We start from the raw sequence: 22,719 nt of genomic DNA, 5'->3' as shown, positions 1-22,719 counted from the left end.
GGGACAGGGCGGCGAATGCTGAAGCTGAAGAAACTGGTCAAGACCTATGCCACCGGGGATCAGGCGCTGAAATCCATCGATCTCGAGGTGCCGGACGGGCAGGTGCTGGCCCTCATCGGCCCGTCAGGGGCCGGTAAATCGACCATGATCCGCTGCATCAACCGTCTGGTCGAGCCGACCAGCGGCGAGGTCTGGATTGATGATCTGGAAATCACCCATTTGTCTTCCGGCAAGCTGCGGCGCGCGCGGCGCAAGATGGGCATGATCTTTCAGGAATATGCCTTGGTCGAACGCCTGACAGTGATGGAGAACGTGCTGTCTGGCCGGCTCGGCTATGTCGGCTTCTGGCGGTCGCTGACGCGGCGTTATCCGCAAAAGGATGTGGACGAAGCGTTTCGCCTTCTGGACCGCGTGGGTCTGGTGCATATGGCCGACAAGCGCGCCGACGAATTGTCGGGCGGCCAGCGGCAGCGCGTCGGCATCTGCCGGGCGCTGATCCAGGATCCCAAGCTTTTGCTTGTCGATGAGCCCACCGCCTCGCTTGACCCCAAGACCTCGCGCCAGATCATGCGGCTGATCTGCGAGCTTTGTGAGGAACGCGGCCTGTCCGCGATCATCAACATTCACGATGTCGCGCTGGCCCAGATGTTCGTGTCGCGTATCGTCGGGCTCCGCTTTGGCGAGATTGCCTTTGACGGCTCTCCCAAGGCACTGACACCGGAAGTGCTCACACAGATCTACGGCGAAGAGGACTGGGAGGCGACGATACAGAAGGAAGAAGAACAGCAGGAGGCCGCGTCGTGACCGCCTCGACCGAGCTTCAGGCCGTCCTCGGCAAGCCCTGGCGAAAGCCGCCGCTGATCCGCAGCCGGGCCTTGCGCTGGGCGCTCGGCGTCGGGTTCGTGGTCTATCTCATCCTCGCAATCTCGACGATCCCGGTCGATTGGGGCCGTGTCTATGAAGGGCTGGACCGTGGCTGGCAATTCATCACCGCTTTCGCGCGCCCTGATTTTACGTCGCGTTCGACGGATATCTGGACGGGGCTAGAGGAAAGCATCGTCATGACGGTGGCGGCATCGGTGGTGGGCATCGCGATCTCGATCCCAATCGGGCTCGGCGCGGCGCGCAATATCGCGCCGCTCCCGGTCTATCTGATCTGCCGCTCGATCATTGCCGTGTCCCGCGCGCTTCAGGAAATCATCGTCGCGATCCTCCTGGTGGCCATCTTCGGCTTTGGTCCGCTGGCCGGGTTCCTGACGCTGTCATTCGCCACGATCGGCTTTCTGTCCAAGCTGCTGGCCGAGGAAATCGAATCCATGGATCGCAGCCAGTCCGAGGCTGTCCGCGCCACAGGTGCGCGCTGGGGCCAGTGGATCAATTACGGCGTTCAGCCGCAGGTCATGCCCCGGCTGATCGGACTGTCCATGTATCGGATCGACATCAACTTCCGCGAAAGCGCCATTCTCGGCCTGGTCGGCGCGGGCGGCATCGGAGCCACGCTGAATACGGCCTTTGACCGCTATGAATACGACACCGCCGCCGCCATTCTCATCCTGATCATCGTGATCGTCATGGCGCTGGAATATCTGTCCGGCGTCATCCGTGCGAGGGTTCAGTGATGCCGACCATCCAACAAGACGGCAAGCAGCTCTGGCGCCGGCGCACCACCGGCAAAGCCATGCTGCACTGGTTCGGCTGGCTGATCGGCGTGGCGGTCTTCGTGTATTGCTGGCTGCGCATCTCGGAAGCGACGACCTGGTTCTTCGTGCAGGATGCGCCGCGCATCGCCGGAGATATCTGGACCCGGGCAACGCCGCCGAGATGGGAATATGTCACCCAGCTCGGCAAGCCGATCTGGGACACGCTGAACATCGCCACGCTGGGCACGCTGATCGCGCTGTGCCTTGCGGTGCCGGTGGCTTTTCTGGCGGCGCGCAACACCACACCGTCGGCCTATTTCATCCGGCCTCTGGCGCTGCTGATCATCGTGGCCACGCGCTCGATCAATTCGCTGATCTGGGCATTGCTGCTGATTGCGATCATCGGGCCGGGCGTGCTGGCCGGCGTGGTTGCCATCGCCATCCGCTCGATCGGCTTCTGCGCCAAGCTGCTTTACGAGGCGATCGAGGAAATCGACCGTAGCCAGGTCGAGGCAATCACTGCAACTGGCGCTTCTCGCTGGCAGGTCATGGCCTATGGCATCGTGCCGCAGATCCTGCCTGCTTTCGCCGGAATCGCTGTTTTCCGCTGGGACATCAATATTCGCGAATCCACCGTGCTGGGATTGGTGGGAGCAGGCGGGATCGGGCTTCAGCTGTCGTCATCGCTGAATGTGCTGGCATGGCCTCAGGTCAGCCTGATCCTGCTTGTGATTTTGTTCGCCGTGGTCATCAGCGAATGGGTGTCGGCAAAGGTGCGCGGAGCAATCATATGATGGAGCTGGCCGAGGCTTTCGCCGCCTATGAGGCCGCGCGCGACCGGCTTCCGCAACCCTCGCGCCATGGGGCGGCCCGGGCGGCCTCCGATCTGTCCGAGATCGCGGACCGCTTCGACGTCTTCCTGCTGGATGCATTCGGCGTGCTGAATATCGGTGAATGCGCCATTCCCGGCGTGGTCGAACGCCTGCAGTCGCTGCGTGACGCCGGCAAGACGCTGATGGTCGTGTCGAACGCCGCCAGCCTGCCGCATGAGATGCTGATGCGGAAATACGCGGCACTCGGCTATGATTTCGCGCCGGGCGATGTCATCACCAGCCGCAAGGCGATGATGGCCGCACTGGAGACCGCGCCTCCTCGTCGCTGGGGCCTGATGTCCAGCCGCGCCGCCGGGCTGGGCGAGCTGGCCACGCTGGATACCGAATATCTCGAAGACGAAGGATCGGTTTACGATCGCGCCGAGGGGGTGCTGATGGTCGGCACGGCCGGTTGGACCGAGACACGGCAGCGCCTGCTGGAAGACAGTCTGCGGAACGATCCGCGCCCGGTTTGGGTCGGGAATCCCGATATCGTCGCCCCGCGCGAGAACGGGTTCTCGCAAGAGCCCGGTTATTTCGCGCATCGCCTTGCCGATGCCACCGGCATCGCGCCGCAATTCTACGGCAAGCCGTTCGGAAATATCTTCGATCTGGCGTTGGCGCGGCTGCCGGCAGATATCCCCCTCGACCGTATCCTGATGGTCGGAGATTCGCCCCATACCGACATCCTGGGCGCGAACACAGTCGGGATCGCCTCGGCGCTGGTGGCGGGCTATGGTTTTCTCGGCGGCGCGCCCGCGCGCGCCTATCTGGATGTAGCGGGAATTTACCCTGACTTCGTTCTCGACCGGCCCTGAGACGCGACGACTTATTTCAATCCGGCCCGGCGCCCGGATCGAAGCCGCGCTTCACCGAGCTGCGGAGTTGCAGCCTCGGGCGAAGCCGCAGCTCTTCCATGCTGTCTTGCGCCGGCTCTGACAGCAGCCATGTCACGCTTTCGGCGGCAATCTCTGCGATGGGCTGGCGGAACGAGGTCAGCGCATAACCTTCCCAGCCCGCCTGAGGGATATCGTCGAACCCGATCACCGATAGGTCGTCAGGGATGCGCAGCCCCAGCCGCCAGCGGGCCGCGTCCATGAGCCCGCAGGCCATCAGATCGGTGGTGCAGAAGATGCCGTCCGGCCGGTCCTTTGCGGTCAGCAGCGACATGCCCAGTTCCAGCCCGGTCTCATACGACGTAGCCCCGACACGGTGCTGCACCCAGTCGATGCCGGTCTCGTCTGCTGCTTCGCGAAAGCCGCGCTCTCGCTCCAGGAGGCTGGGCGTGTTCGCGCAGGAGCTGGCAAGGGCCAGCCTGCGGCAGCCGGCGGCGCGCAGCATTGCCACGGCCTGCCGCCCGGCATCGGCATCGGCCAGCCGGACCAGAAGCGCACCGGGGTGATCTCCGTCGCGATTGATCAGCACCAGCCGCATTCCGTTGCGCTGGCAAGTCTCGGCCAGCGATCGCGCCGGCATGCCGGACAGGAAGATCGCCGCATCCGTGCGATAGCTGATCGCCTGCAGCAGAGCCTCTTCGACACTGGCATGCGAACGGTCCGTATTGATGACCAGCGCCAGCTTGCCCGCCCGTTGCAGCGCCGCGGTCAGCTCGGCCAGAAGCTGCGCCCTGTAGGGTGTGCCGATCTCGGCCGAGATCAGCGCGACCATGCCGGATTCGTTGCGGATCAGCCCGCTGGCCAGACGGTTGACCCGATAGCCAAGCTGATCCGCCGCTTTCAGGATCTTGGCGCGGGTCTCGGGCGCGATGCTGGCGCCGGGGGTGAAGCAGCGCGAGACCGCCGCGCGTGAAACACCGGCAAGCTCGGCCACGTCCTTGGCGCTGGCGGGGGTTCTGGGCATGAGATCTCCTATCTGATCGATTGCCTGCACAGCATTGCAAGATGACACCATAAAGAGGTTTTATGACAATATGATTATAGGAATAGAATCAGTTGACGCAGAGCCATATTCTGCCCGAAGCTGATGAACAGCATTGCAGATTAATCTGCATCCTGCGCAAGGGGAGGGGAATATGCATATCAAGACAGCCGCAATCGCAACTGGGGCGGCGCTGGGTCTTTCGGGTGGAATGGCAGCGGCGGCAGAGCTGAACCTGATCTGTTCCGCCGATGTTGTGATCTGCGAGAAGCTGGTGACGGAGTTCGAAGCCGGTCATTCCGACATCAACGTCAACATGGTTCGCCTGTCCTCGGGCGAGGCCTATGCCAAGGTCCGCGCCGAGGGACGCAATCCTCAGACCGACCTGTGGTGGGGCGGCACCGGCGATCCCCATCTTCAGGCGGCGCATGACGGGCTGACCGCTGAATACAGATCGGAGCTGCTGCCAGAGCTTCAGGACTGGGCCGTCGAACAGGCGGAAACCTCGGAATACCGGACCGTCGGTGTCTATAGCGGCGCGCTGGGCTGGGGCTATAATACCGAGATCCTCGCCGAGAAGGGCATCGAAGGCCCAGCCTGCTGGGAGGATTTGCTGGATCCCGCGCTGAAGGGCGAGATCCAGATCGCCGATCCGAACTCTTCGGGCACGGCCTATACGACGCTTGCGACTCTGGTTCAGCTGATGGGCGAGGACGAGGCTTTTGAGTTCCTCAAACAAATGAACGAAAACGTCGCGCAATATACGAAATCCGGATCGGCCCCCGTAAAGGCTGCCGCGCGGGGCGAGACCGGGCTTGGCATCGTCTTCATGCATGATGCCGTGTCGCAATCGGTCGAGGGCTTTCCGATACAGGTCATGGCCCCCTGCGAAGGGACCGGATACGAAGTCGGCTCGATGTCGATCATCGAGGGTGCGCAGAACCCGGACGAGGCCAAGATATTCTATGACTGGGTGCTGACTGCCGAGGCGCAGAACCTGATGCCCGAGGCCGGTTCGTTCCAGCTGCCCTCGAACAAATCCGCCACCGCTTCCGAGCATGTGCCGGATCTCAGCGAGGTGAAGCTGATCGACTATGACTTTGCCGAATACGGCTCTGCCGATCGCCGCAAGGAATTGCTGGCCCGCTGGGATGCCGAGATTGGCGGGCAGGCGGCGCAGTAACGCTGTCGATCTGGCCGGGCAGGGCGCTTCGTCCGACCCGGCCCTCATGTAAGCAACGAACGGGCAAGCGCCGGGATGACTGCGGATAACAGGCGGCTGGACTGGATCATCGGCGCTGCGGCCTTGGCGCTGCTGTTGCTGCCCTGGTACAAGATCCGGGGCGGGTTCTTCGGACTTGACTGGCTGGCCGATCTGGGCAGCGATCCCGATCTGTGGCCGGGCATTTTTCAGGCGGCGATCGGGCGCTGGCAGCTTTGGCCGGTGCTGCTGCTGCTGGCGCTGTCGGTATGGCTGCGGCTGGCCCGGCCATCGGGCGGCGACAGGGGGCGCTGGCTGATCCGTATCGGTGCGGCCGGTCTGATCTGGATGATCGCCGAAGGCCTGTCGGTCGGGATGCGGGGCTGGAACTGGGGCCTGCTGGAGATCATGTTCGGCGAGGCCAAGGGGCAACCGGCCTTCGGTGCCGGCGCGGTCATCCTTGCGCTGTTCTTCACTTGCCTCATCTCGTTCGGCGCGGCAGAGCGTGGCGCGCTGAAGGGCGATGCCTTCGTGCTGACCTCGATCGCGCTGCTGATCCTGCTGGTCGGCAGCTTCGTTTTCTATCCGATCCTGTCGATCTTCACCGGCGCGTTTCAGGATTTCGACGGCTCTTTCACCACCGAAGGCGTGCGCAAGAATATCGCCGACCCCAAGATCTGGAGCCTCGCCTGTCTGGGCGGCGGCACCTGCGGCGTGGCTTGGCGCACCTTCTTTCTGGCAATCTGCACCGCGACCGCCACGACGCTGCTTGGCCTGGCCTTCGCACTTGTCGCGACACGCACCCGTTTTCCCTTCAAGAAAAGCCTCCGCCTGCTGACGGTGCTGCCAATCATCACCCCGCCTTTCGTCGTCGGGCTTGCGCTGATCATGTTGCTGGGCCGTTCCGGCACGCTGACGCAGCTGATCGAGGATGCGACCGGATGGGAGCTGGGTCGCTGGCTTTACGGCCTCACCGGAATCTGGCTGGCGCAGGTGCTCAGCTTCACGCCGATTTCTTTCCTTGTGCTGATTGGTGTGGTCGAGGGGGTCAGCCCCTCGATGGAAGAGGCCTCGCAGACCCTGCGCGCCGGGCGCTGGCGCACCTTTCGCCGGGTGTCGCTGCCCTTGATGGCGCCGGGGCTGGCCAATGCCTTTCTGATCGGGTTCATCGAAAGCATGGCGGATTTCGGCAATCCGCTGGTGCTGGGCGGATCTGGCGGGGTGCTGTCGACCGAGATTTTCTTCTCGGTGGTCGGCGCGCAGAACGATCCCTCGCGTGCCGCGGTCCTGGCCGCGGTGCTGTTGTTTTTCACCCTGTCGGCATTCCTGGCCCAGAGGCTGTGGCTGACCGGCCGCAATTTCGCCACGGTCGGCGGCAAGGGCGATGGCGGCAATCATGCCCTACTGCCCGCCCGTGTCGCATGGCCGGTGATCGGCGTCGTGACGCTATGGAGCCTGTTTACGGTGATCGTCTATGCGATGATCCTGTTCGGCGGCTTCGTGAAGCTGTGGGGTCTGGATCACACGCTGACGCTGGACCATTACATCCGCGCCTTCGGCATCAGCTTCGAAGGCGGTCTCCGCTGGACCGGGGTGGCGTGGGACAGTTTCTGGACCACGATGATCATCGCGCTGATCGCAGCGCCGCTGACGGCAACGGTCGGGCTGCTGACCGGCTGGCTGATCTCGCGCCAGAACTTCCCCGGCAAGGCGGTGTTCGAATTCGTCCTGATGATGAGCTTTGCGATCCCCGGCACGGTCATCGGCATCAGCTATATCATGGCCTTCAACCTGCCGCCGATCCAGATGACGGGCACCGCGCTGATCCTGATCGTCTGCTTCGTGTTCCGCAACATGCCAGTGGGCGTGCGCGGCAGCGTGGCGGCCATGGCGCAGCTTGACGGCAGCCTTGACGAGGCATCGCTGACGCTGGGCGCCAATTCCGGTCGCACGCTGCGCAGGGTCATCCTGCCGCTGCTCCGGCCCGCGATCATGGCGGCGCTGGTCTATAGCTTCGTGCGCGCGATCACCTCGATCTCGGCCGTGATCTTCCTCGTTTCGGCGAAATACAACATGGCGACGGCCTATATCGTCGGGCTGGTCGAGAACGGCCAATACGGCGTTGCCATCGCCTATTCCTCGGCGCTGATCGTGGTGATGATCGCCGTCATCGGCAGCTTCCAGCTGCTGATCGGCGAACGCCGCCTGCGCCGCCGCACAGATGCAGCCATCGCCAAGGAGGCCATGACGTGACCAACCCGCAACGAGGCGCAGTCGAATTCCGCGCGGTGCGCAAGGATTATGGCGCCTTCACGGCGATCCCGAAGCTGGACCTGACGATCGAGCCGGGGCAGCTGGTGACGCTTCTGGGCCCCTCGGGCTGCGGCAAGACGACCACGCTGCGGATGCTGGCCGGGCTGGAAACCCCGACCGACGGCACGATCAGGATCGGCGGTCAGGATGTCACGCGTCTGCCCGCGAACCGGCGCGACGTGACCATGGTGTTCCAAAGCTACGCGCTGTTTCCGCATATGAGCGTTATAGACAACATCGCCTATGGGCTGGAATCCGACGGCACCAGACCCGCACGAGCGCGCGAGATGGCGCAGGCCGGGCTGGAACTGGTCGGGCTGTCGGGCCTTGGCGACCGGCTTCCGTCCGAGCTTTCGGGCGGCCAGCAGCAGCGTGTCGCCGTCGCCCGTGCGCTCGTGCTGGAGCCGCAGGTCCTGTTGCTGGACGAGCCGCTGTCAAATCTGGATGCCCGCCTTCGCCGCCGCGTGCGCACCGAGATCCGCGAATTGCAGCAGCGGCTGGGCTTTACCGCCGTTTATGTCACCCATGATCAGGATGAGGCGCTGGCGGTGTCCGACCGGATCGTGGTGATGAAGGACGGCGTGGTTGCGCAGGACGGCACGCCACGCGAGCTTTATGAAAGCCCGGCCTCGGAATTCATCGCGGATTTCATCGGCGAGGCGAATGTCATCGACTGTCAGGTGCTGGTCGTGACCGGGGGTCAGGCCCGGGTCAGCGTCGGCGGCGTGGAAACCTTCTTGCCGGCGCGCGGCGTGGCACCGGGACCCGCCCGGCTGGCGGTGCGCCCCGGCGCGTTCAGGCTTTCCGGTGACGGACAAGGCCTGGAAGGCCGTGTCGCGACCGCAGCCTATCTCGGGGACCATATAGAATACGAGATCGAAACCGCGGCGGGGCCGCTTTTCGTCATCGATGATACCAGCTCTGCCGCCGTCGCCCCCGGATCGGGGATCCGGCTGCAATTTCGCGGCGTCGGCGTGGCGCTGATCGCATGAGGGCAGAGCAATGGAATTGAGAGAGCTCGACTTGCGGGTCCGGCTGACCGCGATGGAACACGCCGCGCGTGAAGCAGGTGATCTGGCGCTGCGCTATTTCCGCAAGCGCGACCTTCTCGATATCGAGACGAAACGCTCGCTGACCGACATGGTCTCGCTTGCGGACCGCGAGGTCGAGACACTGATCCGCAACCGGCTCTTGTCCGAATTCCGCGATGACGCGTTCCTTGGCGAAGAGCACGGCATGACCGGTGGGCTCAACTGCCTGACATGGGTGATCGACCCCATCGACGGAACGGCGCCATTCCTGAACGGGCTGCCGGGATGGTGCGTCTCGATCGGGCTGAGGGATGCCAGCGGCCCGCTTTTGGGCGCGATTTACGCGCCTGTGCTGGACGAGCTTTACCTCGGTGGGCGGGGGCAAGGCGCCACGCTGAACGGCAAGCCGGTGCGGGTGACCGACCGCTTCGATCTGAGCACCGGGCTTCTGGGGATCGGCGCGAATGACCGTATCGACCCGGCCCGGTTTGGCCGTTTCTGTCAGGATCTTTCGGCGCAGGGGATCGCTCATGTGCGCTATGGGTCCGGTGCGCTGATGCTGGCTTTCGTGGCCGCCGGGCGTCTGGTCGGTTATTGCGAGCCGCGCATGTCGATCTGGGACTGCCTCGCCGGCTATGCGCTGATCGAGGCGGCGGGCGGGCGCGTCGCACCCTGCGCGGATGCGGAGCTCCGTGGCATCGGCTTTCCCGTCCTCGCGGCCATCCCTGGGGATTACGACAGGCTTTCAGCTTTGACTGCGTTCGACGATCCGGGCTGGAACAACGCCGCCGCGCCTGCGGGAACACGCCCGGCGTGATCCGGCAGCGCCATGACCCTCATCCGTTCCGGACGATCAGACGCCCGGGCAGAAATGCGCTGCTGCTGCGCTGCCCGTTCAAAACCTCAAGCAGGCTTTCGCACATCGCCGTAATCGGCTGACGATAGGTCGTCAGCGCATAGGAGGGCGCCGCCGCCAGAGGAATATCGTCGAACCCGGTCACGGCGATTTCCGCCCCCGTCCCGCGCAGGTTGCGGACAGCGTCGCTCACCCCGATCGCCAGAATATCGTTCTCGCAAACCATCACATCGGGCAGACCCTTCTGCGCCGAGTCGGTCAGCAGCGCCTCGGCGGTATTGATCGCGGACTGAAAATCATAGCCGCTGGTATGGCGCGCCGGCACGACATAGCCGGTCTTGGAGCGCCAGTAATCGGTGAAGCTGTCCAGCCGGTGCAGCTTGGCCGATTGCGTATCCGGCCCGGCGATGAAGGCGGGGCGGCGATAGCCGCGCGCCAGCAGGTGATCCGCGATCTCGCGCATCGCCAATACGTCGTCGCAGGCAATGGTCAGCGTGTTCGGGTTGCTGCTGTAGCGTGCAAAGACGACCAGCTTTTTCACCCGCCGCGCCCCAAGCGCGGTGTCCAGAACGCGGTCGTCGAACCGCGTCCCGATCATCACTGCCGCGTCGACCCGTCGCTGGCTCGCCGCCAGCAGCGCAGCCGAGGCATCTTCGCTTTCCGACATGTTCACTAGCAGCGAGCCCCAGCCATGCGACCACAGGATCCGTGTCAGCCGCTCCAGCAGCACAAGCTTGTGCGGGTTGTTGAAGTCATTGGTGATCAGCGCCACCAGATGCGACCTGTCCGATGCCAGCGAGGCCGCCAGAAGATCCGGCGCATAGCCCAGTCTCTCAGCCGCCGCCATCACCCTTTCCCGGCTCTTGCGTGAGATAGAGGCATCTTTCTTGAAGGCCCGCGCCACAGTCCAGCGGGACACGCCCGCTGCCTCGGCCACGTCGTCGGCGGTGATAGCACGCGCCGTGTCGAGTTGGTTCGTTATATCGGTCATAGGCCCAGCTTACCCCGACGCGGCGCGCGCGGGAAGAAATTTGCACGCGCGAGCATATTTTTCTTGCACGCGCGTGCAGAATCGCTCAGCTTGGGCGCTAACAGACAGCTTGCGATGATTCGAGGGAGGGGTGCAGAATGATGAAGGTAGCGTTGCTTGGGGCCGGCCGGATCGGTCAGGTCCACGCGAAATCCATAACCGCCCATGACGGATCTCGGCTTGTCGCCGTGGCCGACGCCATCCCCGAAGCAGCGCGCAAGCTGGCCGGGCAGATCGGCGCCGAAGTCAGAAGCATCGACGATATCCTGGCCGATGACGAAATCGACGCAGTGCTTATTGCGACCTCGACCGACACCCATTCCGACCTGATCGAGCGCGCCACCGCGGCAGGCAAGGCGGTGCTGTGCGAAAAGCCCGTCGATCTGTCGCTGGACCGTGCGCTTGCCACTCTGAAAACCGCCGAGGCCAGCGGCCAGCCTGTCATGGTCGGCTTCAACCGGCGTTTCGATCCGCAATTCGCCGCGCTCAAGGCCGCCTATGACGCGGGAGAGATCGGCAAGGGCGAGCTCCTGTCGATCACCTCATTCGATCCAGCGCCGCCGCCCATCGACTATATCAAGGTCTCCGGCGGACTGTTCCGGGACATGATGATCCATGATTTCGATATTGCCTGCTGGATCTTCGGCGGCCCGCCCGCGCGTGTCAGCGCCACGGGCAGCGCCATGGTCGATCCTGAAATCGGCACGGCGGGCGATGTCGATACCGCCGCCGTCATCCTGCAATGGGACGATGGGCGCATCTGCGTCATCAAAAATTCGCGCCGGGCCGGTTACGGCTATGACCAGCGGATCGAGCTGCTCGGCTCGGAGGGGCTGCTTTCGGCCAAGAACATGCTGGAAAACACCGTCGAAAAGATCACCGCAAGCGGCGCCAGCGCCGCCAAGCCAGTCTATTTCTTCCTCGAACGCTATATGCGCGCCTACGAAATCGAATGGACCGCCTTTATCGACGCGCTCCAATCCGGCGCTGCGATGCCGGTCACCCTGCGCGAAGGCGTCGCCGCGCTGGCCTGCGCCGAGGCGGCCACACGCTCGGCGCAATCCGGCGACAGCGTAGCGATCACGCCCGACATGCTGGGGGCGGAATGATGCGCCAGACCGGATGCTGCACCTGGATTTTCGGCGGCGAGGATCTGACCGCCATCGCCGCCCGCGCCCGGCGCGCGGGGCTGGACGGGGTCGAGCTGCATGGCGATGTCGACGGGATCGACCCGGCCAAGGCGGGACGCATCTTCGCGGAACACGGGCTGACGGTATTTTCCATCACCCCCGGCGACGCCGATATCTCGCATCCCGAAAAGGAAGTCCGCGACGCTGCGGTGGCCTATTACGAAAGGCTGATCGACTGGGCGGGGCGGCTGGGTCAACCCGACGGCCTGCCGCGCATCTCCTGTCACGGCCTCGTGCAGCGCATCCGCCCGATCAGCGATCAGGCGACCGAGGATGCGCATCTCGCCGACAGCACCCGCCGCATCTGCGCCCTCGCACAACAGGCAGGGCTGCCGGTCGTGTTCGAGATCCTGAACCGCTACGAATCTCATCAGATCCGCACCGTCGCCGAGGGGCTGGCGCTGCTGGAACGTGTCGGCGCATCGAATTTCAGCCTGCTGCCCGACGCCTACCACATGAATATCGAAGAGGCCGACCCCGCCGCCGCCCTGCTTGCGGGTGGCGACCGGATCGGGCTCTATCACGTCGCAGATTCCAATCGCGGCGGGATCGGAGACGGTCATATCGATTTCGCCGCCCAATTCGCCGCGCTGGACCGGATCGGATATGACGGCCCGGTCATCATCGAACCCGCCGCCCCCGGTCCCGACCCGTTCACCACTGACAAGGGCGCGGGCTATCGTGATACGCTCGAACAGATTCTGGCCCGCTCGGTCCAGGCCATCCGGCGGATCGAGCAGGCCAATCCATCCGGCGCGTTACGCGCTGGCTGAAAAGGGCGTGGAGGAACGCCCGCACATCACCAATGGGAGGAGAACCATGAAACATCTTTTTGCAGCTTCCGCCATGACGTTGGCCCTCGCGGCCCCGTCTCTGGCACAGGACATCGTCGTCGTGGCGCATGGTCAGGCCAATGACCCGTTCTGGTCGGTCGTCAAGAACGGCGCCGCCAAGGCCGGCGAGGATACCGGCGCGAGCGTCGATTTCCGCTCGCCCGAGACCTTCGACATGGTCCAGATGAGCCAGCTCATCGACGCCGCCGTCAACCAGGAACCCGACGGGATCGTCGTGTCGATCCCCGATGGCGACGCACTCGGGCCGTCGATCCAGCGCGCGGTCGAGGCCGGGATTCCGGTCATCTCGATGAATTCCGGCGGCGATGTCGCCGCCGATCTCGGGGTGATTCTGCATGTCGGCCAGTCCGAATATGACGCGGGCGTCGCAGCCGGAGAAGAGCTTGCCGCGCTTGGCGGCACCAAGGGCATCTGCGTCAACCAGGAGGTCGGCAACGTCGCGCTCGACCAGCGCTGCGAGGGCTTTGCCGAAGGCTTCGGCAATCCTGTCGAGGTGGTGCCGACACAGGCCGACCCGACCGAGGTTCAGTCCAAGGTTCGCGCCGCGCTCGAATCCGATCCCGAAGTGGACACCATTCTCGGTCTCAGCGCGCCGCTGGTGGGCGAGCCGTCGATCGACGCCGTCGAGGCCGTCGGCCGGGACGATGTGCTGATCGCGACTTTCGACATGTCGGCAGGTTTCCTCGAGGCCGTTGCCGATGGCCGCGCCACCTTCGCCATCGACCAGCAACAATTTCTTCAGGGTTATCTGCCGGTCAGCTTCCTGGCGCTCAATGCGAATTACGGGCTGATGCCGGCGGGCGACGTGCCCTCCGGGCCGAACCTCGTCACGCAGGACAAGGCCGAACAGGTGGTCGATCTTTCCGCCGAAGGCATCCGCTGATCGAAGGCGGGCGCGCGCGATGATTTAAGGCGCGCGCCCGCAACTGACACGCAGTGATTATCAGGGTGGAGGACCCCATGACGACGGACGCCACGAATACGGCGGACGAACGGATCAAGTCCGAATCGTTCGCGACCCGCTTGATGAAGCGACCCGAGCTTGGCGCCATTGGCGGTGTCATTCTGGTCACGATCTTCTTTCTGATCACCGCCGACAGCACCATGTTCACCCTGTCCGGCATCATGAATTTCATGACCCCAGCCGCGCAGCTTGGCATATTGGGTATCGCCGCCGCGATGCTGATGATCGGCGGAGAATTCGACCTCTCCATCGGCTCCATGGTGGCCTTCACCGGGCTGATCTTCGGTGTGCTTGCCGTGAATATGGGATTGCCGCTGATCGTGGCCATCCCGGTGACCCTGCTGGCCGCAGCGGCGATGGGGGCGCTGAACGGCTATGTCGTCATCCGCACCGGCCTGCCCAGCTTCATCGTCACGCTGGCCTTTCTGTTCATCCTGCGCGGTGCGTCTCTGGTGGGGCTGAAGCTGTTCACCGGCGGCTCGACCCAGCTTCGCGGCGTGCGCGACGCGGTGGAGAACGACTTTCTCACGCCGATCTTCTCGGGCGACGCCTTCCCCGGTCTCTTCACCTGGCTGGCCGAGCGTGGCATCGTCGACAGCTTCAACTCCGGCGCGCCGAAAGTGCCGGGAATCCCGGTCGAGATCCTGTGGTTCATCGCCATGGCGCTGGTCTGCACCTTCGTCCTGCTGCGCACGCCCGCCGGCAACTGGATCTTCGCCACCGGCGGCGACGACAACGCCGCTGCCAATTCCGGCGTGCCCGTCAAGCGGGTCAAGATCTCGCTCTTCATGCTGACCGCCTGCGCCGCCGCTCTGGTCGCGATCATCACCGTGATCGACGCCGGGTCAACCGATGCGCGGCGCGGCTTCATGAAGGAGTTCGAGGCGATCATCACCGCGGTGATCGGCGGCTGCCTGCTGACCGGCGGTTATGGCTCGGCCATCGGCGCCTTCTTCGGAGCGATCATCTTCGGCATGGTCACCATTGGCCTGACCTATACCGATTTCGATCAGGACTGGTTCCAGGTCTTCCTGGGCGGCATGCTGCTGCTGGCGGTGGTCTTCAACAATGTCATCCGCAAGCGCGTGACGGGGGAACGTTGAGATGTCCGATCCCATCATCCACATGGAAAACATCAAGAAGCATTTCGGCAATGTCATCGCCCTGAACGGCGTGACCTTCGATGTGCGCCCCGGCGAATGCCACTGCCTTCTGGGCGATAACGGCGCCGGCAAATCCACCTTCATCAAGACCATGTCCGGCGTTCACAAGCCGACCTCGGGCGAGATCTTCTTCGAAGGCAAGCCGCTCAGCTTCGACAGCCCGCGCGACGCGATGGAGGCCGGCATCGCCACCGTCTTCCAGGATCTCGCCATGATCCCGCTGATGAGCGTCACCCGCAATTTTTTCATGGGGCGAGAGCCCAAGAAGGGTGGCATCGTCAAGCGCTTCGACATCGACCGCGCCAACGAGATCACCATGGAAGAGATGCGCAAGATGGGCATCAACCTGCGCGCGCCGGATCAGGCGGTCGGCACGCTGTCGGGCGGCGAACGCCAGACGGTCGCGATTGCGCGGGCGGTCTATTTCGGGGCCAAGGTGCTGATCCTGGACGAACCGACCTCGGCGCTGGGGGTGCGCCAGACCTCGAACGTTCTGGCCACCATCGACCGGGTCCGCAATCAGGGCATCGGCGTCGTGTTCATCAGCCATAACGTGCGCCACGCCATGGCCGTGGGCGACCGTTTCACCGTGCTGAATCGCGGCCAGACCCTCGGCACCGCGGTGAAGGGCGAAATCGACTCCGCTCAGCTTCAGGACATGATGGCTGGCGGGCAAGAGATGGCGCAGCTGGAAGGTTCGCTGGGCGGCACCATCTGAAACCGATCGGGGCGGGGGCAGATCGCGCGCGCCCGCCCTTCAGCAACACGGAGACGTCGTGACACAACACATGCCATCTCGACCCCTCGGTGTGGCGCTGATCGGCACCGGCTTCATGGGCAAATGCCATGCCATGGCCTGGCGCAATACAGCCACCGTCTTTGGTGGCGCCCATCCGAGGCTGGAAGTCCTCTGCGACACCCCCGCCGACAAGGCCCACGATTATGCCGCGCAATTCGGCTTTGCCCGCGCCAGCGATGATTGGCAGACGGCGGTGGTGGACCCGGCCGTCGATATCGTCTCGATCACCACGCCGAACGGGCTGCACCGCCCGATGGCCGAGGCCGCGCTGAAGGCGGGCAAGCATGTCTGGCTGGAAAAGCCGATGGCCCTGACATTTGCCGATGCGCAAGCGATGGCCGATCTCGCCGCTGCGCATCCGGGTCAGGTCACGCTTCTGGGCTATAACTATCTTCGTAGCCCGGCCTTTCAGGCGGCGCGGCAACTGGTCGCCAACGGCGCGATTGGTCGCCCGCTGGCCTTTCGCGGTGTCTATGACGAGGATTATTCCGCCGATCCCGACCTGCCGTGGTCGTGGCGCATGACCCTTGCAGGCGGCGGGCTGGGGGTGCTGGGCGATCTCGGCTGTCATCTGGTCAGCCAGATGGTCGCGCTCATGGGGCCCGTAGTGGAGGTCACCGCCATGACCCAGATCGCCATTGCCAGCCGTCCCTTTGCCGAAGGCCCGCGCGCGGTCGAAAATGAAGACAGTGCGCTGGCCCTGATCCGCTTCGCATCCGGCGCTCAGGGCAGCTTTGCCACCTCGCGCGTGGCACGGGGCCGCAAATGCCGCCTGCAATGGGAAGTGCATGGCAGCGACGGCAGCCTTGTTTTCGATCAGGAAAACATGAACGAGCTTTGGGTGCACCGGGCCGGAGAGCCGGGCTTCACCCGCCAGCTTTCCGGCCCGGAACAGCCCGATTTCGCGGCCTTCTGCCCGGCTCCGGGTCATAATTTCGGCTTCAACGAGTTGAAGATCATCGAATGCCGCGACCTTTTGCGGGCGATCTGTGGCGGAGCGCCCGCCCGCCCGGACTTCGCGGCCGGACTTCATATCGAACAGATCATCCACGCCATGGCGGCCTCGGAGGGCCAGCCGGTGAAGATCGAGGAGAGTCTCCATGAAACCGCTTGACCTGATCACGATTGGCCGCAGCAGCGTCGACCTTTACGGCGACCAGATCGGCGGCCGCCTGGAGGATATGGGGTCTTTCAGCAAGTATATCGGCGGGTCTCCGACGAATATCGCCTGCGGAACGGCGCGGCTCGGTCTCAAATCCGCCGTCATCACAGGTGTCGGCGACGAACATATGGGGCGCTTCATCCGCGAGCAGTTGCTGCGCGAAGGCGTCGATGTGCGCGGCGTCAAGACAGATCCCGAGCGGCTGACCGCGCTGGTTCTGCTGGGCATTCGCGATGAGGACAGCTTTCCGCTGATCTTCTATCGCGAGAACTGCGCCGATATGGGGCTGACCGAGGAGGATATCGACGAAAGCTTCATCGCCGAGGCGCGCGCCGTGCTGGCCACCGGCACGCATCTTTCGCATCCGCGGACGCGGGCGGCGGTGATCCGGGCGCTGGAACTGGCGCGCAAGCACGGGGCGAAGACGGCGCTTGATATCGACTATCGCCCGAATCTCTGGGGCGTGGCCGGGCATGGCGAGGGCGAAAGCCGCTTTGTCGAAAGCGAAAAGGTGACGGCGGAACTGCAATCGACTCTGCATTATTTCGACCTGATCGTCGGCACCGAAGAGGAATTCCACATCGCCGGCGGCTCGACCGACACCATCGCGGCGCTCCGGGCGGTGCGGCAGGTTTCGGGTGCCACGCTGGTCTGCAAGCGCGGGGCTGCCGGGGCGGTGGCCTTTGAAGGCGCGATCCCCGACAGTCTGGACGACGGCCAGACCGGTCCGGGCTTCCCCATCGAGGTGTTCAATGTGCTCGGCGCGGGGGACGGGTTCTTTTCCGGGCTGATGAAGGGCTGGCTGGATGGCGAGGACTGGCCGCGCGCGCTGGAATATGCGAATGCCTGCGGGGCCTTCGCCGTCAGCCGCCATGGCTGCACCCCGGCCTATCCCAGCCTGACCGAGCTGGAATTCTTCCTGAGGCGCGGCGTGCAACGCCCCGATCTGCGCAACGATGCCGAACTGGAACAGGTGCATCGGGCCACCAACCGCGCCAATCCCGGCGCGGGAGACTGGTCGACAATGCGCGTCTTCGCCTTCGACCATCGCGGCCAGCTGGAGGAGATGCCGGGATATACGCCCGAGAAGGGCGGCGCGTTCAAGCAGCTGTGCCTGCAAGCCGCGCTTCAGGTGGCGGATGGTCAGCCGGGGTATGGCATATTATGCGACAACCGCATCGGGCGTGCGGCGCTGCATGCGGCCTCAGGCTCGGGGCTGTGGATCGGGCGGCCTGCGGAATGGCCGGGCTCGCGGCCGCTGAGGCTGGAACCCGAGCTTGGCCCCGATTGCGGCGGCCTGCAGGAATGGGCGCGCGAGAATGTGGTGAAGGTGCTGTGCTTCTGCCATCCCGATGACGATGCCGCGTTGCGCGCCGAGCAAGAGGCGACGATGGCCCGGCTTTACGCAGCGGCGCGGCGCAACGGGCTGGAATTTCTGCTGGAGGTGATCCCGTCCAAGGTCGGGCCAGTGGACGACCAGACTACGGCCAAGCTGATCCGGCAATTCTATGCCGCCGGGATTTATCCTGACTGGTGGAAGCTGGAGCCGATGACGACCCGCGCAGGCTGGCAGAACGCCATCGCCGCCATAGAGGACCACGACCGCCATACGCGCGGCATCGTGGTGCTGGGCCTCGACGCGTCCAAGGAAAAGCTCGCGGCCAGCTTCGACATCGCGGCGGGCTTCGATCTGGTGCGCGGCTTCGCCGTGGGCCGCACGATCTTTGCCGATGCGGCGCGCGCATGGATACAGGGCGAGATGGGCGACGATGAGGCAGTCAGGCAGATGGCTGACCGCTATGCCGCGCTCTGCGCAATCTGGGACAAGGCGCGGGCGACCGCGAAGGAGGCCGCATGACCACGATCAGACTGACCGCCGCACAGGCCATGACCCGCTGGCTTTCCGTGCAGATGACCGATGAGGGCGCGCGCTTTATCGAAGGCGTCTGGGCGATCTTCGGTCATGGCAATGTCGCGGGTATCGGCGAGGCGCTGCACGGGATCGGCGAGGCGTTGCCGACATGGCGCGGACAGAACGAGCAGTCGATGGCCCATGCCGCGATCGCCTATGCCAAGGGAAAGGCGCGCAGGCGGGCGCAGGCGGTGACGACCTCGATCGGGCCGGGGGCCACGAATGTGGTGACGGCGGCGGCGCTGGCGCATGTGAACCGGCTGCCCTTGCTGATCATCGCGGGCGATGTCTTCGCCAACCGCCGCCCCGATCCGGTGCTGCAACAGGTCGAGGCTTTCGACGATGGCACGATCAGCGCCAATGACTGTTTCCGCCCCGTGACGCGCTATTTCGACCGCATCACCCGGCCCGAGCACCTGCTGACCGCACTTCCCCGCGCCATGGCCGTGATGACCGACCCGGCGAATTGCGGGCCGGTCTGCCTGTCCTTCTGTCAGGATGTGCAGGCGGAAGGCTATGACTGGCCGGTCGCGTTCTTCGAACCGCGTGTCTGGCGGATCCGCCGCCCCGCCCCCGATCCGGCGGAACTGGAGGACGTCGCGGAACTGATCCGCACCGCCAAGGCTCCGGTGATCGTGGCCGGTGGGGGCGTGATCTATGCGCAGGCCGAGGATGCGCTGGCCGAATTCGCCAGCCGCCACAATATTCCGGTGATCGAGACGCAGGCGGGCAAATCCGCCCTGCCGCAATCCCATGCGATGAATTATGGCGCGGCCGGCGTCGATGGCGCGGCCGCAGCCAATGAGATGGCGGCGCAGGCCGATCTGGTGATCGGCATCGGCACGCGGCTGCAGGATTTCACCACCGGCTCGCGGACGCTGTTCGGAGAGGCGAAGCTGACCAGCATCAATATCCAGCCCTATGACGCGGCCAAGCATGGCGCGGTGGGCCTTGTGGCGGATGCGAGGGTCGCGCTTGAGGCGCTGACGGATGCCTTGGGCGATTACCGCGCCGATGCCGCCCGGCCGCAATCGCGCGCCGACTGGCTGAGGGCGGTCGATGCGCATTGTGCGGCGCCTTCGGATACCAACGCGCTGCCGACCGATGCGCAGGTGATCGGCGCGGTGCAGCGCGCCACCGGCGAGGACGCCATCGCCATGTGCGCCGCCGGCACCATGCCCGGCGCGCTGAAGCTGCTGTGGCAGGCCAGCCGCCACGGCTATCACATGGAATACGGCTATAGCTGCATGGGCTATGAAATCGCGGGCGCGATGGGGCTGAAACTGGCCCGACCGGATCGCGAGGTGATCTGCTTCGTCGGCGACGGCAGCTATATGATGATGAACAGCGAACTGGCCACGGCGGTGATGCGTCGCGTGCCCTTTACCGTCGTGCTGACCGATAATCGCGGCTATGGCTGCATCAACCGCCTGCAGCAGGGCACTGGCGGTGTTCCGTTCAACAATCTCTATGCCCACAGCAATATCGAGGCGCAGCCGCAGATCGACTTTGTCGCCCATGCCGCCAGTATGGGCGCCCATGCGGTGAAGGCCGAGAACATCGCCGAACTCGAAATCGAAATCGCGCAGGCCCGGACACGTGATATCCCGACCGTGATCGTCATCGACACCACCGCCGAGCCCGGACCCGGCGACGGGCTGGACGGCGCGGGGCATTGGTGGGACGTTGCCGTGCCAGAGGTTGGTGATACGGAAAAACTGAAAGCGGCCTACGCCGATTATCTGAAGAACGCCGCGCAACAGCGGCTCGTGAATTGAGGGTGACATGATCCGCTACGGCACCAATCCCATCGCCTGGTCGAATGACGACGACCAGAGCATCGGCGCGCATCTCTCGCTAAAGGACTGCCTGTCGGATTGCCGCGAGATCGGCTTTGACGGCATCGAAAAGGGCCACAAGATGCCCTCGGATGGCGATGAGCTGAAAGCGGCCCTCGGCGCTTACGGGCTGGGCTTCATCGGCGGCTGGCATTCGTCGAATATCCTGGCCACCGGCTCGACGCCGGAGGTCGAGCGCGCGGCGATGGATGCCCATATCGCCATGTCCAAGGCTGCGGGAAGCGATCTCATCATCATCTGCGAATGCTCGAATTCGGTGCATGGCAACGATCAGGTGGCGGCCAATGACCGCCCGATCCTGACCGATGACGAATGGGACCGGCTGATGACCGGCATCAATGATCTGGCCGCTCATGCCAGCGCGCAGGGGATGCGCTTCTGCTATCATCATCATGTCGGCTCTTGCGTCGAGAGCGCCGACGATATCGACCGTTTCATGGCGGCTGCCGAGCCGGATGTGTATCTGCTGCTCGACACCGGCCATGCAAGCTTCGGCGGCGCCGACCCTGAGGATTTGGCGCGCAGATATATCGACCGTGTCGGCCATATACACTGCAAGAATATACGGCAGCCGGTGATGGAGGCGGTCCGCGCCGAGGGGCTCTCCTTCATCGAGGGTGTCCGCCGCGGCGCCTTCACCGTGCCAGGCGATCCCGAGGGCTGCGTGGATTTCGCGCCGATCCTGCGCATCGCGGCAGAGGCCGGTTACGATGGCTGGCTGGTGATCGAGGCCGAACAGGATCCCGAACTCCGCGACCCGCGGCACTACCAGTCGATGGGCCATGACGCGCTGCGCCGCATGGCGGTGGAAGCGGGGCTGGACCGCGATGAGGCGGCATAAGCTCATGACAGTGCGGTGCGCGGACGCCCGGCTTGTCCGCGCCACGTCGCAGGCCACCGGGCTGATCGCGATGCGCGGCAATGCCGGCCCCGACCGGAGACCGCGCGCAACGCATGCTCCCGTTTCGCGGCCTCCGGCGTCCGGACTTTCAGAAAGGAAAACCTATGAGCCATCTTCTTCGCAAACCCTTCGGCAGCCGCGGCGAGGTGCATCGTATCACCCCTGACAACGCCGGCTGGCGCTATGTCGGCTTCTCGCTCTACCGCCTTCGCGCAGGCGACCGGGCGGCGGAGAAAACCGGCGAACGCGAGGTGATTCTGGTCATGGTCGAGGGCCGCGCGCGCTTCCACGCCGCCGGGCAGGACTGGGGCGAATTGGGCGACCGGATGGATGTCTTCGAAAAGAGCCCGCCGCATTCCCTCTACGTGCCGAATGGCCAGCAATGGCAGGCTGAAGCGACCACCGATTGCGTGATCGCTGTCTGCTCCGCACCGGGGAAGGGTGGTCATGAGGCGCGTCGGATCGGCCCGGACGGCATCACCCTGACCGAGCGCGGAAAGGGCACGAATACCCGCCATATCAACAATATTGCGATGGAGGATCAGGACCATGCCGACAGCCTGCTGGTGACCGAAGTCTTCACACCCGCCGGCCACTGGTCGAGCTATCCCAGCCACCGCCACGATGAGGACGATTTCCCCCGCATTACCTATCTGGAGGAAACCTATTACCACCGGCTCAACCCCAGCAATGGCTGGGCGATCCAGCGCGTTTACACCGATGACGGCGCGCTGGACGAGACCATGGCAGTGAAGGATGGCGATGTCGTCTGCGTCCCCCGAGGCCATCACCCCTGCGGAGCCCCCTATGGCTTCGAAATGTATTACCTTAATGTCATGGCGGGACCCCGCCGCAACTGGCGCTTCGTTCCCGCACCGGAGGTCGAATGGATCATGAACCAGTAGCGGGGCGAGCCCTCGCGCCGCGCCGCGAAGAAAAAGCCCGCTGTTGTGACCGGCACAGACGCCTCGGAGATGCGCCCGCGGAAATGCGCGGCATAAGCCGGTCCGCAGCCCCGATGGGCGGCGGCGCCTGCCGGGACTGGAACGGCGGGGCCTGACATGGCAGGGGGGCGCGACGACATTCCTTCCTGT

General features: G+C 64.6%; 20 protein-coding genes. 18 read left to right on the top strand and 2 right to left on the bottom strand.

What is annotated here, in order from left to right; all coding sequences use genetic code 11:
• Window positions 1–15: 15 nt before the first annotated feature.
• From phnC to PAF18_RS11950, 4 genes are read left to right on the top strand one after another with little or no spacing between them, the layout of a single operon-like run.
• The gene (gene phnC, locus PAF18_RS11965; protein WP_271115944.1) at window positions 16–804 is read left to right on the top strand and encodes a phosphonate ABC transporter ATP-binding protein; all 789 of its coding nucleotides are present in this window, start codon (window positions 16–18) and stop codon (window positions 802–804) included.
• Window positions 801–1,619 carry a phosphonate ABC transporter, permease protein PhnE gene (gene phnE, locus PAF18_RS11960; protein WP_271115943.1) on the top strand — a complete coding sequence of 273 codons (819 nt, stop codon included), beginning with the start codon at window positions 801–803 and terminating at the stop codon, window positions 1,617–1,619. Before phnC ends, phnE (PAF18_RS11960) begins: the two co-directional genes overlap by 4 nt.
• A 59-nt stretch (window positions 1,620–1,678) precedes the next feature.
• On the top strand, window positions 1,679–2,434 hold the full coding sequence (gene phnE, locus PAF18_RS11955; RefSeq protein WP_434802260.1) for a phosphonate ABC transporter, permease protein PhnE: 756 nt from the start codon (window positions 1,679–1,681) through the stop codon (window positions 2,432–2,434).
• Entirely contained in the window at window positions 2,431–3,330 is a 900-nt protein-coding gene (locus tag PAF18_RS11950; protein ID WP_271115941.1) for an HAD-IIA family hydrolase, read from the top strand. Before phnE (PAF18_RS11955) ends, PAF18_RS11950 begins: the two co-directional genes overlap by 4 nt.
• A 16-nt stretch (window positions 3,331–3,346) precedes the next feature.
• On the opposite strand, the gene PAF18_RS11945 is transcribed toward PAF18_RS11950, so the two are convergent.
• On the bottom strand, window positions 3,347–4,372 hold the full coding sequence (locus tag PAF18_RS11945) for a LacI family DNA-binding transcriptional regulator (RefSeq protein ID WP_271115940.1): 1,026 nt from the start codon (window positions 4,370–4,372) through the stop codon (window positions 3,347–3,349).
• A gap of 172 nt (window positions 4,373–4,544) precedes the next feature.
• Between PAF18_RS11945 and PAF18_RS11940 the strand changes: the two genes are divergently transcribed.
• The 4 genes from PAF18_RS11940 to PAF18_RS11925 all read left to right on the top strand — a co-directional run bounded on the left by PAF18_RS11940 (window position 4,545) and on the right by PAF18_RS11925 (window position 9,752).
• Window positions 4,545–5,573 (top strand): ABC transporter substrate-binding protein, encoded by a 1,029-nt coding sequence (locus tag PAF18_RS11940; protein WP_271115939.1) that lies wholly within the window; start codon window positions 4,545–4,547, stop codon window positions 5,571–5,573.
• 75 nt (window positions 5,574–5,648) lie between these two features.
• Window positions 5,649–7,844 carry an ABC transporter permease gene (locus PAF18_RS11935; RefSeq protein ID WP_271115938.1) on the top strand — a complete coding sequence of 732 codons (2,196 nt, stop codon included), beginning with the start codon at window positions 5,649–5,651 and terminating at the stop codon, window positions 7,842–7,844.
• On the top strand, window positions 7,841–8,896 hold the full coding sequence (locus tag PAF18_RS11930) for an ABC transporter ATP-binding protein (protein ID WP_271115937.1): 1,056 nt from the start codon (window positions 7,841–7,843) through the stop codon (window positions 8,894–8,896). Before PAF18_RS11935 ends, PAF18_RS11930 begins: the two co-directional genes overlap by 4 nt.
• A gap of 10 nt (window positions 8,897–8,906) precedes the next feature.
• Window positions 8,907–9,752, top strand: a complete 846-nt coding sequence (locus PAF18_RS11925) for an inositol monophosphatase family protein (RefSeq protein ID WP_271115936.1) — start codon at window positions 8,907–8,909, stop codon at window positions 9,750–9,752.
• A gap of 19 nt (window positions 9,753–9,771) precedes the next feature.
• On the opposite strand, the gene PAF18_RS11920 is transcribed toward PAF18_RS11925, so the two are convergent.
• The gene (locus tag PAF18_RS11920) at window positions 9,772–10,782 is read right to left on the bottom strand and encodes a LacI family DNA-binding transcriptional regulator (protein ID WP_271115935.1); all 1,011 of its coding nucleotides are present in this window, start codon (window positions 10,780–10,782) and stop codon (window positions 9,772–9,774) included.
• A 137-nt stretch (window positions 10,783–10,919) separates the two neighbouring features.
• Here PAF18_RS11920 and iolG point away from each other — a divergent pair, with 137 nt between their 5' ends.
• The 10 genes from iolG (at window position 10,920) to iolB (ending at window position 22,530) form a co-directional block, all read left to right on the top strand.
• A complete protein-coding gene (iolG, locus tag PAF18_RS11915; protein ID WP_271115934.1) occupies window positions 10,920–11,930 on the top strand; it encodes an inositol 2-dehydrogenase in 1,011 nt (336 codons plus the stop codon).
• Window positions 11,927–12,784 (top strand): sugar phosphate isomerase/epimerase family protein, encoded by an 858-nt coding sequence (locus tag PAF18_RS11910; RefSeq protein WP_271115933.1) that lies wholly within the window; start codon window positions 11,927–11,929, stop codon window positions 12,782–12,784. The genes iolG and PAF18_RS11910 overlap by 4 nt, the downstream gene beginning before the upstream one ends.
• 73 nt (window positions 12,785–12,857) lie before the next feature.
• Window positions 12,858–13,748 carry a sugar ABC transporter substrate-binding protein gene (locus tag PAF18_RS11905; RefSeq protein ID WP_434802219.1) on the top strand — a complete coding sequence of 297 codons (891 nt, stop codon included), beginning with the start codon at window positions 12,858–12,860 and terminating at the stop codon, window positions 13,746–13,748.
• A 77-nt stretch (window positions 13,749–13,825) separates the two neighbouring features.
• Complete coding sequence (locus tag PAF18_RS11900) at window positions 13,826–14,932, top strand: ABC transporter permease (protein WP_271115931.1); 1,107 nt, start codon at window positions 13,826–13,828, stop codon at window positions 14,930–14,932.
• 1 nt (window position 14,933) lies between these two features.
• Window positions 14,934–15,710 (top strand): ATP-binding cassette domain-containing protein, encoded by a 777-nt coding sequence (locus PAF18_RS11895; protein ID WP_271115930.1) that lies wholly within the window; start codon window positions 14,934–14,936, stop codon window positions 15,708–15,710.
• Between the two features lie 70 nt (window positions 15,711–15,780).
• Window positions 15,781–16,905 carry a Gfo/Idh/MocA family protein gene (locus PAF18_RS11890; protein WP_271115929.1) on the top strand — a complete coding sequence of 375 codons (1,125 nt, stop codon included), beginning with the start codon at window positions 15,781–15,783 and terminating at the stop codon, window positions 16,903–16,905.
• The gene (locus PAF18_RS11885; protein WP_271115928.1) at window positions 16,892–18,811 is read left to right on the top strand and encodes a bifunctional 5-dehydro-2-deoxygluconokinase/5-dehydro-2-deoxyphosphogluconate aldolase; all 1,920 of its coding nucleotides are present in this window, start codon (window positions 16,892–16,894) and stop codon (window positions 18,809–18,811) included. Before PAF18_RS11890 ends, PAF18_RS11885 begins: the two co-directional genes overlap by 14 nt.
• Complete coding sequence (iolD, locus tag PAF18_RS11880; protein WP_271115927.1) at window positions 18,808–20,643, top strand: 3D-(3,5/4)-trihydroxycyclohexane-1,2-dione acylhydrolase (decyclizing); 1,836 nt, start codon at window positions 18,808–18,810, stop codon at window positions 20,641–20,643. The genes PAF18_RS11885 and iolD overlap by 4 nt, the downstream gene beginning before the upstream one ends.
• Before the next feature lie 7 nt (window positions 20,644–20,650).
• A complete protein-coding gene (iolE, locus tag PAF18_RS11875; RefSeq protein WP_271115926.1) occupies window positions 20,651–21,565 on the top strand; it encodes a myo-inosose-2 dehydratase in 915 nt (304 codons plus the stop codon).
• Between the two features lie 164 nt (window positions 21,566–21,729).
• A complete protein-coding gene (gene iolB, locus PAF18_RS11870) occupies window positions 21,730–22,530 on the top strand; it encodes a 5-deoxy-glucuronate isomerase (protein WP_271115925.1) in 801 nt (266 codons plus the stop codon).
• Window positions 22,531–22,719 lie beyond the last annotated feature (189 nt).

It is taken from the genome of Paracoccus sediminicola (assembly GCF_027912835.1).
Classification (GTDB): domain Bacteria; phylum Pseudomonadota; class Alphaproteobacteria; order Rhodobacterales; family Rhodobacteraceae; genus Paracoccus; species Paracoccus sediminicola.
Note: the sequence above shows the minus strand (reverse complement) of the source record. Positions and strands in the feature narration are given on the sequence as shown.